The sequence below is a fragment of the Ruegeria sp. BHSA191 genome (assembly GCF_059613325.1).
Map to the genome: position 1 here is coordinate 1 of NZ_JBXWSH010000032.1, position 9,198 is coordinate 9,198.

Sequence of the window (9,198 nt, forward strand, 5' to 3'; positions counted from 1 at the left end):
GAAGCCGAAGCCGAAGCCGAAGCCGAAGCCGAAGCCGAAGCCGAAGCCGAAGCCGAAGCCGAAGCCGAAGCCGAAGCCGAAGCCGAAGCCGAAGCCGAAGCCGAAGCCGAAGCCCGATCCCATGATATGCAGGCAGAACCGCCCAAACAGGAAACCACGCCCCGACGCGGTGGATTTCTGCCGGCCTTGATCGGCGGGGTGGTTGCCGCCGCGATCGGTTTTGCCGCCGGGCGCAGTGATTTGCTCTGGCCTGTCGGGTCGGACCCGTCCGAGGCCATTGCGGCGCTCGAGGCCAAGCTGTCCGGTCAGGCCGAGGAACTGGCCGCCTTGGGCAAGCAGCTGGCTGCAGCCCCGGACCCGACCGCCGAGATTGCCGCGCTGAGCGCCAAATTGGCGCCGATCGAAAGAGAGATCTCCACCATCAAATCCAGCCTCGACGCCCTGTCCGGCAAAATCGACCCGCTGGCCGAGCGGGTCGCCAAGCTCGAGGCGCGCCCATTGACCGAGGCGGCGTCGCCCGAAACGGTTGCCGCAGTCGAGGCCGAGCTGAAGAAACTGCAGGACTCTCTGGCCGGCCAACGCGCCGAGGTCGAAAAGATGGTGGCTGACGCCCAGGCGCAGGAAGCGCAGGCCAAGGCTCAGGCACAGGCGGCCGAAAACCTGGCGACGCTGGCCAAGATCCGGGGCCAACTGGACGCAGGTGGCCCGTATTCGGAACTGGTCGCCCAGTTACAAGCCGGTGGTGTTTCCGTGCCGGATGCCCTTTCGGGACCGGCCGATGACGGCGTGGCCACCCTTGCCGATCTGCGCGATGGCTTCCCGCCCGCCGCCCGCGCGGCGCTGGCCGATGCCCGCTCGGCGGACAAGGGCACGGGCCTGATCGCGTTTCTGCAACGCCAGACCGGGGCGCGCTCGGTCACGCCGAAAGAGGGCAGCGACCCCGACGCCATCCTGTCGCGCGCGCAGGCCGCGATGGGCAAGGGCGATCTGGCGGCGGCCCTTACCGAGCTGGACGCGCTGCCCGAGGCCGCGAAACCGGCCATGGCCGAATGGATACAGGCGGCAAAGACCCGGCTGGAGGCCGAGACTGCCGTCAATGCGCTGGTTTCCGGCGTGAACTCGAACTGAAGGGCCTGTCATGCTGTGGTCATTGTTGAAGATCCTTGTTTTTGTCGTGATTGTCGGCCTGCTGGCGATGGGCGCCGGTTACCTGATGGAATCCAGCGGCGGCGTTCAGATCACAGCCTTGGGGCAGGAAATCACGCTCAGCCCGCTGCAATCGGTCATCGCGCTGGGGGTTCTGGTCTTTGCCGTTTGGCTGGGGCTGAAGCTGCTGGGCCTGCTGATCGCCACGCTGAAATTCATCAATGGTGACGAAACCGCCCTGTCACGCTATTTCGACCGCAGCCGCGAGCAACGCGGATACCAGGCGCTGGCCGACGGGCTGATGGCGCTGGCCTCGGGCGAGGGGCGCATCGCGCTGACCAAGGCCCGCAAGGCCGAGAAGCTGCTGAACAAGCCTGAACTGACCAACCTGCTGGTGGCCCAGGCGGCCGAGATGACCGGCGACACGAAAAAGGCGGCCGAGACCTACAAGAAGCTGGTGAGCGATCCGGCGACGCGTTTCGTCGGGGTGCGGGGCATTCTGAAGCAGAAGCTGGCCGAGGGGGACGAGAACACAGCCCGCAAGCTGGCCGAGAAGGCGTTGCAGCTGAAGCCGCGGCACGAAGAAACGCAGGACGTTCTGCTGAACCTGCAGACCAAGGCGCAAGACTGGGCCGGGGCGCGCTCGACCCTGACCGCCAAGCTGAAGGCGGGATACCTGCCGCGCGACGTCTATCGCCGCCGCGACGCGGTGCTGGCCCTGTCCGAGGCCAAGGACATTCTGGACGAGTCCGCCACCGTCGAACAGCAGGAGCGCGCGATTGAGGCCAACCGCCTGTCGCCCGATCTGGTGCCCGCCGCCGCGATGGCCGCGCGGGCCTATATCGCCAAGGGCAAGCCGCGCGCGGCGACCAAAATTCTGAAAAAGGCATGGGAGGCGCAGCCGCATCCCGACCTGGCCCATGCCTTTGCCGAGATCGCCCCGGACGAGACATCCGAAGAGCGGATCAAGCGCTTTGCCACCCTGACCCGCATCCACCCCGACCACCCCGAGACCCGCCTGATCCGCTCCGAGCTGAACATCGTGGCCGAGGATTTCCCCGAAGCCCGCCGTGTGCTGGGCGATCTGGTCGAGAAGGGCGCCGACGCGCGGGCCTATACGCTGATGGCCGCGATCGAACGGGGCGAGGGGGCGTCGGACGCGGTGGTTCAGGGCTGGCTGGCCAAGGCGCTGAACGCGCCGCGCGGGCCGCAATGGGTCTGCGAGAACTGCCACGACATCCATGCCGAATGGGCTCCGGTCTGTTCCACCTGCCACAGCTTCGATACGCTGAGTTGGCAGAGGCCGAAAACGCCCGAGATTGCCACCGCGACCGGCGTTCACATGCTGCCGCTGATCGTGGGTGCGCTCGAGGATCAATCGAACGAGGTCGAGGAGGCCGAGATCGAAGATGCCGAAGCGCCAGAGGTCATCGAACCCGAGCCCGAGGGCGCGGCGGCACCGGACGAAGGCGGCGCAGAGCCGGTTCCTGAGAATACCGGCAAAACCGCCTAGCGGGCGGTTTCCACGTCGAAGGCGTCATTCCACAGGTTGAACAGTTCGGCCCGGCGGTTCGGGTCGCTGGCCACCAGCAGGGCGGGTGACAGGGGAATGAATCGGCGCGCGCTGGGCGCAAGGCCGGTTTCGGCCGCATCCATCCGCGCCACCAACCCCGATCGGGCCAGCAGATCCTGCGCCGTCGGCGACAGCAGGAAATCCAGCAGCCGCTGCCCGCCCGCGCTGTTGCCCGCGTTTCTCGGGATCATGAAAGCGCGGGACAGCACCAGCGTGTAATCCTCGGGCAGGATCACCCCAACCGCGGGGTCCTGCGCGTTGGCCACGTATGAGCCAAGCACGTTGTAGGCGATCAGGAACCGTCCCCGGGCCACGTCGCGGATGATCTCGGCCGAACAACAGGTGGCCACCGCGTCGATCCGGGCAAAGCCCTCTATCAACGAGCCAAAGGTGGTGGCCTCGAGACTGTCGCCATAGGCAAACAGGAAGCCCAGCCCCGAGGCCGCGATGTCATAGGTCGCTACCCGGCCGCGCAGCAGGTCGGGGCGGGTGCGCATCGCGTCCAGCAGGGCAAAGCGGCTGCGCGGCACCTCCAGATCGTCCAGACGGTCCTTGTTGTAGACGATAACGGCGGGTTCGGTGGTAATCCCCCACAGCTCGTCCCGCCAGCGCCGGGCCGGGGGCAGCGCCTGCGTCAGGGCCGAGCTGTAGCGATGGGCGCAGGCGGCATTGACCAGCCAGACCATCTGCTGAACGGCCGAGGAAAACACCGCATCCGCCGGGCTGTCGCCGGTCTTGCAGGCCGTCTTGCTGTGCTGGAACAGCGCGTTCGAGCCCCATTGTTCATAGGTGATGGTCAGGTCGGGGTTTTGCACCGCGAACTGCTCCATCACCGGGCGGATGATGCCGATATCCGTGGTCGAGCGCACCAGCAGGGGGGCAGGCCCGGTGCCGAATTCGGTCACCGCCTCCTGCGCTGCAGTGCGGGTAGCAGGCATCAGCAGACACAGGGCCAGCGGGATCAGAAACCGTATCATGCGCCTGTTCCTTCGGTGGCCGCCGGAAAGCTGAGCGATACGCGAAACCCGTCATCGGTGCGGGTCATCTCGACGGTGCCGTCAAAGGCCTCGGCGGTGGATTTGACGATCGACAGGCCCAGCCCGCTGCTGTCCTCGCCCGAGCCTGCGTTGCGGTTGAACCGGTCGCCCAGCCGGGCGGATACCGACTTGTCCGGCCCCGGGCCGCTGTCGTGCACCCACAGAACGGCGCGGCCACCGTCCAAGCTGGCCCCGATGCTGACCGGGGCCTTGCCGTGGCGTAGCGCGTTGCCCAGCAGGTTCTTGGTGGCTTCGCCCAGCGAAAACGCATCGCCCCGCACCCAGACCGGGTCTTCCCCGATTTTCAGATGCACCTCGACGCCGGGGGCGATCACCTCGTGGTCGCTCTGCTCCAGCGCCTCGAGCGCCACTTCGCGCAGATCGACCGGCAAGCGCGGGGCGCTGTCGATGCGGTGGATGACCATCGCGCGCGACAAAAGCTGATCCAGTAGCGTGCCCAATGACCGGGTACGGGTCAGCAACCGGTCCAGCGCCCGGCGCCCGGCGGGGCTGTCGGGGTCGGCTTGGGCGATCTCTGCCTGCACCCGGATCGCTGCGACTGGGGTGCGCAACTGATGCGCGGTGTCGGCGATCAAGTTACGCATCGACAGAACCTGCCGGTCCAGCCGCCCCATGAACCGATTCATCGCCGCGATCATGACCTGCAGTTCGCGCGGCAGCCGGTCGCTGGCCACGGGCGTCAGGTCATAGGGGTCTCGGCGGATCAGGTCATCCGACATCGCCTCGAGCGGGTGCAGCGCCGAACGGGTGACGAACCACGACATGATCAGCAGCAACGCGCCGGCCACCGCCATCGGCAGCAGCGCATCGAGCATCAGGCCAGTGGTCATCGCGCGCCGTGCCAGCAAGGTCTGCCCGACCACGATTTCGACTTCGCCGGAAAAGTCCCGCTCGGCGAACAGGCGGGGCAGTCGGACGAACCGGGCCGGTTCCCCGTTCAAGTCGGCCGCGAAATACTGGGCCGACTGGTTGACGGGCTGCGGGGGCGCGATCACCGTGTCAGGGTCCAGCCCGGTGATAAAGCGCCCGTCGGGCCCGCGCACCGCGTAATAGATCCGGTCATCCGGGGCTTGGGCCAGCAGCTCAAACGCTGAAACGGGAAGGTCGACGATGGGCTGGCCGTCCTGGATGCGCACGGATTCGGCGATGTCGCTGGCCGCGCCCAGCAGCAGCCTGTCATAGGCCTGACGCGCCGCCAGCCGGCCGTTGGCCCAGATCGACAGGCCGACCAGCACGCCGCCCAGAACAAGGATCAGCATCACCGCGCTCAGCACCCGGGCGGTCAGGCTGTGGGGCAGGGGCAGCCTAACCATGCAGGCCGATCCGGTACCCGACCCCGCGCTGGGTGGTGATGGCCACGCCGCTACCCAAGAATTTCTTGCGCAGCCGGGCGATATACAGCTCGATCGCGTTCACGCCCACATCGGCATCCTCGAACCCATAGAGCGAGTCGTACAGTCGCGCCTTGGACAGGAACTGCCCCTCGTGCCGGATCAGGGCGTCCAGCACGGCGGCCTCGCGCGCGGTCAGGTTCAGGCGTTTGCCGCCCAGCGTGGCGCTGCGGTCCTTGGGGGCATAGACCAGCGGGCCCAGCGTGATCTGCTCGCTCTTGCGGTCGGCGTCGCGGCGCACCAGCGCGCGCAGCCGCGCCTCGAGCTCGCGCTGGTCGAAGGGCTTGCCCAGATAATCGTCGGCCCCTTTGTCCAGCGCGGCGACCCGGTCCTCGACTGCGGTCAGCGCGGTCAGCATCAGAACCGGCGTGCGGTCTCCGGCGGCGCGAATCCGGTCCAGAAAGCCCAGGCCCGACCCATCGGGCAGGTTGATGTCCAGCAGGATCGCGTCATAGGACTGGACCGCGCGGAAATCATGGGCCGCCTCGACCGAGGTCGCCAGATCGCACACCACACCGGACCGACCCAGATGGGCCACGACGCCCTCGGCCAGATCCTCGGCATCCTCGATCATCAATACACGCATGGCCTCCCCCGATCGCCCGTCGCACCGTGACAGGTTCGTGACAGCATTATTCGGTAAAGAAAACCAACCTGCAAGAAAGGGCTGCGCCACGCGGCCCCTGCGGGAATCGGTTTCGGCCGCACACAAGACGGCCAGAATGACCTGAGGAGGAGAACCGAATGAAACTGTTTGGAACCGGCGGCGTCGTAGCCGCCGCAGTCTTTGCCCTGACTGGCTTTGCCGCCAACGCGGCGGAATGCATCGCTCCGGCCAACCCGGGTGGGGGTTGGGACTTTACCTGCCGTCAGGTGGGCAAGTCGCTGCAGGATCTGGGCCTGATCGACCAGACCATGCAGGTGGTGAACCTGGCCGGTGGCGGCGGGGGCGTGGCCTTTGCCGAGGTGGTGAACAAGCGCAATGACGACAACGAACTGATCGTCGCCGCAAGCGCCGCAACCGCAACTCGTCTGGCCCAGGGCGCCTATCCGGGGAACACCATGGATCAGGTCCGCTGGCTGGCCGCGATCGGCGCCGATTATGGCGTGATCGCCGTGGCTGCCGACAGCCCGGTCAATACCCTGCCCGAGCTGCTGGACCAGATCAAAGCCGACCCGTCCTCGGTTTCGGTCGCGGGCGGCTCGGCCGTGGGCGGCTGGGACCACCTGAAGGTGCTGATCGCGGCCAACGCCTATGGCATCGACGATGTCCGCTCGGTCAAATACATCGCGTTTGACGGCGGCGGCGAGGCGGTGACCCAGCTGCTGGCCGGCTCGGTCCAGGCCTTCACCGGCGATATCTCCGAGGCCAAGGGCTTCGTGGATTCCGGCGACATCAAGGTGATCGCTGTTCTGGCGCCTGAACGTCTGCCTGGCGAATTCGCCGATTTCCCGACCGCCAAGGAACAGGGTGTGGACGCTATCGGTGCGAACTGGCGCGGTTTCTATGCCCCCGGCGGCATGTCGGACGAGGCCTACAATGACTGGGTGTCCAAGATCGGTCAGCTCTATGCCTCGGACGAGTGGAAAGAAGTGATGGCCGCCAACGGCCTGGCCCCGCTGGACCTGCAGGGCGAAGACTTCCAGAACTTCGTCGCTGACTCGGTGGCCCAGATCCAGGCGATCTCGAAAGAGATCGGGATCATCAAGTAACCGCACCACTCACGTGCAGGCGGGTGCCGCAACCGTGTGGCGCCCGCACTTTTTCATCCCGAACAACAGGAGACACCGATGAGTGACCGCATCTTCGGGGTCGTCGGGCTGCTTCTCGCCATCGGATTCGCGATATCCGCCCTGGCGATCGAAGAAAGCTTTCTGTCCGATGCCGTTGGGCCCAAGGCCTTTCCTTTGATCATCGCCGCCATTCTGGGCGTGTCCAGCGCCATCATCGCGCTGCGCCCGGATGCCGAACCCGAATGGCCCGCGCTGGGCCGGCTGGTCGAGGTCGGCGCCGCCGTGGTCGTTCTGATCCTGTATGCCGAACTGCTGCCGGTTGCGGGGTTCGTCATCGCCACGGCCTTTGCCGCCACCTATCTGGCTTGGCGGCTGGGTTCGGGCCCGATCGAGTGCATCCTTGTCGGAATTGGCACTTCGCTGGGCATCTATGTCATTTTCCACCTGGTTCTGGGCCTGTCACTGGCCAAAGGGCCGCTGGGGTTCTAGGGGGGCATCATGGAAACTCTTGCATCCTTGGGCGATGGGTTCGCCATCGCGCTGACCTGGCAGAACCTGATGCTGGCCCTGCTGGGCTGCTTTCTGGGTACGGTCATGGGCGCGCTGCCGGGGCTGGGCCCGTCGAACGGCGTGGCTATCCTGATCCCGCTGGCCTTCACGCTGGGGCTGGGCGCGACGCCCTCGCTGATCCTGCTGACCAGTGTCTATTACGGGGCGATGTACGGGGGGCGGATCTCGTCGATCCTGCTGAACATCCCCGGTGACGAGCCCGCGATGATGACCTGTCTTGACGGGCACCCCATGGCCAAGAAGGGCTTGGCGGGCGAGGCGCTGTCGTTGTCGGGAATCGCCTCGTTCGTGGGTGCGTTCCTGGCGACCTGGGGCCTAATCGTGCTGGCGCCGCAGCTGGTCAAGATCGCCCTGCTGTTCGGCCCGGCTGAATATTTCGCCCTGTTCGCGCTGGCCTTCATGACGTTGGGCGGCGTGTCTTCGACCAACCAGGCGAAATCGGCCTTTGCCGCCGCGCTGGGCCTTGGGCTTGCGACCATCGGGGTGGACACCCAGACCGGCGTGCCGCGCTTTACCTTCGGCGAAGTGCATCTGTATGACGGGCTGGATTTTCTGGTGGCCATCGTCGGCCTGTTCGCCCTGTCCGAGGTGTTCATCTTTCTGGAACATCGCCATGGAGGGTCCGATGCCGAGGGCCGCAAGCTGAACATCGGCAAGCTGTATCCGCCGATGTCGATGATCAAAAGCTGCACGCCCACGATGCTGCGCACCTCGTTTCTGGGCTTCATCGCGGGGGTTCTGCCGGGCGCGGGCGCCTCTTTGGGGTCGTTCATTTCCTACACGATGGAAAAGCGGCTGGTGGATAAGGAGAACACCTTCGGCACCGGCGATCCGCGCGGCGTGGCCGCGCCCGAGGCCGGCAACAACGCCGCCGCCGGGGGCGCATTGGTGCCGATGCTGGCGCTGGGCGTGCCGGGGTCGGGCACCACGGCGGTGCTGCTGGCGGTGCTGCTGGCGTTGAACATCACGCCGGGGCCGCTGCTGTTCACCCAGAACCCGGATGTGGTCTGGGGGCTGGTGGCCGCGCTGTTCATCGCCAACTTCATGCTGCTGGCCATGAATATCCCGATGGTGGGCCTGTTCACCCGCGTGCTGATGATCCCGTCGCGCATCCTGATGCCGATCGTGGCCATGGTCAGCTTTGTCGGCATCTACGGCATTTCGGGGTCCACCTTCGATCTGCTGGTGATGATCGGGTTCGGCGTGATGGGCTGGGTCCTACGCAAGCTGGACGTGCCGCTGGTCCCGATCATCCTGGGCACCCTGCTGGGCAACGCGATGGAGAACAACCTGCGCCGCGCCGTGACCATCGACAATGGCAACTGGTGGACCCTGATCGACAGCCCGTTGTCCATCGGGTTGTGGACCATCGCCGTGATCGGCTTCATCCTGCCGCTGATCGTGGGTGCGCGGGTCAAGGCCCGGATGCACCAGCGCCGCGACGAAGAAGGCGCGATCAGCGACTGACCGCCGCGCCATCCCGCCCTCCGCCCATCCGGGCGGGCGGCGGCCCTCGGGGGTCGGGTTGCGCTGTTGACGATTTTCTCGTGCAGGTTAGGCAGGACGGGTCCGCAGACGCAGGCAGCAGGCGAAGCCAGTGCCACAGGCAGCGCAGATTCTCGAATTGGAACAGTGGCCGACGATCCGCCCGGATGACCGTCAGGCCATCGACGAACTCGTCACCGCGCTGGAATTCGCGCCTCCGGGCATGGTGCCTGTCGGGCCA

8 protein-coding genes are annotated in these 9,198 nt (G+C 66.4%); 5 read left to right on the forward strand and 3 right to left on the reverse strand.

The window, feature by feature from the left end:
- Both AC2FNS_RS17885 and AC2FNS_RS17890 read left to right on the forward strand, forming a co-directional pair.
- Nucleotides 1–1,128 (forward strand): COG4223 family protein (locus AC2FNS_RS17885; protein WP_496803936.1); only part of this gene is annotated, 1,128 nt, incomplete at its 5' end.
- A gap of 10 nt (nucleotides 1,129–1,138) precedes the next feature.
- Nucleotides 1,139–2,659: a heme biosynthesis protein HemY gene (locus AC2FNS_RS17890; RefSeq protein WP_496797553.1), complete on the forward strand. Its 1,521-nt coding sequence runs from the start codon at nucleotides 1,139–1,141 to the stop codon at nucleotides 2,657–2,659.
- On the opposite strand, the gene AC2FNS_RS17895 is transcribed toward AC2FNS_RS17890, so the two are convergent.
- Genes AC2FNS_RS17895 through AC2FNS_RS17905 form a run of 3 tightly spaced genes read right to left on the reverse strand, consistent with a single transcriptional unit; the run spans nucleotide 2,656 to nucleotide 5,754 of the window.
- Nucleotides 2,656–3,696, reverse strand: a complete 1,041-nt coding sequence (locus AC2FNS_RS17895) for an ABC transporter substrate-binding protein (RefSeq protein ID WP_496689428.1) — start codon at nucleotides 3,694–3,696, stop codon at nucleotides 2,656–2,658. The genes AC2FNS_RS17890 and AC2FNS_RS17895 overlap by 4 nt on opposite strands.
- Nucleotides 3,693–5,090: a sensor histidine kinase gene (locus AC2FNS_RS17900; RefSeq protein ID WP_496711049.1), complete on the reverse strand. Its 1,398-nt coding sequence runs from the start codon at nucleotides 5,088–5,090 to the stop codon at nucleotides 3,693–3,695. The genes AC2FNS_RS17895 and AC2FNS_RS17900 overlap by 4 nt, the downstream gene beginning before the upstream one ends.
- Entirely contained in the window at nucleotides 5,083–5,754 is a 672-nt protein-coding gene (locus AC2FNS_RS17905) for a response regulator transcription factor (RefSeq protein WP_496680140.1), read from the reverse strand. The genes AC2FNS_RS17900 and AC2FNS_RS17905 overlap by 8 nt, the downstream gene beginning before the upstream one ends.
- Nucleotides 5,755–5,912: 158 nt before the next feature.
- Here AC2FNS_RS17905 and AC2FNS_RS17910 point away from each other — a divergent pair, with 158 nt between their 5' ends.
- The 3 genes from AC2FNS_RS17910 (at nucleotide 5,913) to AC2FNS_RS17920 (ending at nucleotide 8,939) form a co-directional block, all read left to right on the forward strand.
- Nucleotides 5,913–6,881, forward strand: coding sequence for a Bug family tripartite tricarboxylate transporter substrate binding protein (locus AC2FNS_RS17910; RefSeq protein ID WP_496680139.1), 969 nt, complete (start codon nucleotides 5,913–5,915; stop codon nucleotides 6,879–6,881).
- Between the two features lie 78 nt (nucleotides 6,882–6,959).
- Nucleotides 6,960–7,391 (forward strand): tripartite tricarboxylate transporter TctB family protein, encoded by a 432-nt coding sequence (locus AC2FNS_RS17915; protein ID WP_496680137.1) that lies wholly within the window; start codon nucleotides 6,960–6,962, stop codon nucleotides 7,389–7,391.
- Between the two features lie 9 nt (nucleotides 7,392–7,400).
- On the forward strand, nucleotides 7,401–8,939 hold the full coding sequence (locus AC2FNS_RS17920) for a tripartite tricarboxylate transporter permease (RefSeq protein ID WP_496680135.1): 1,539 nt from the start codon (nucleotides 7,401–7,403) through the stop codon (nucleotides 8,937–8,939).
- Nucleotides 8,940–9,198: the final 259 nt, after the last annotated feature.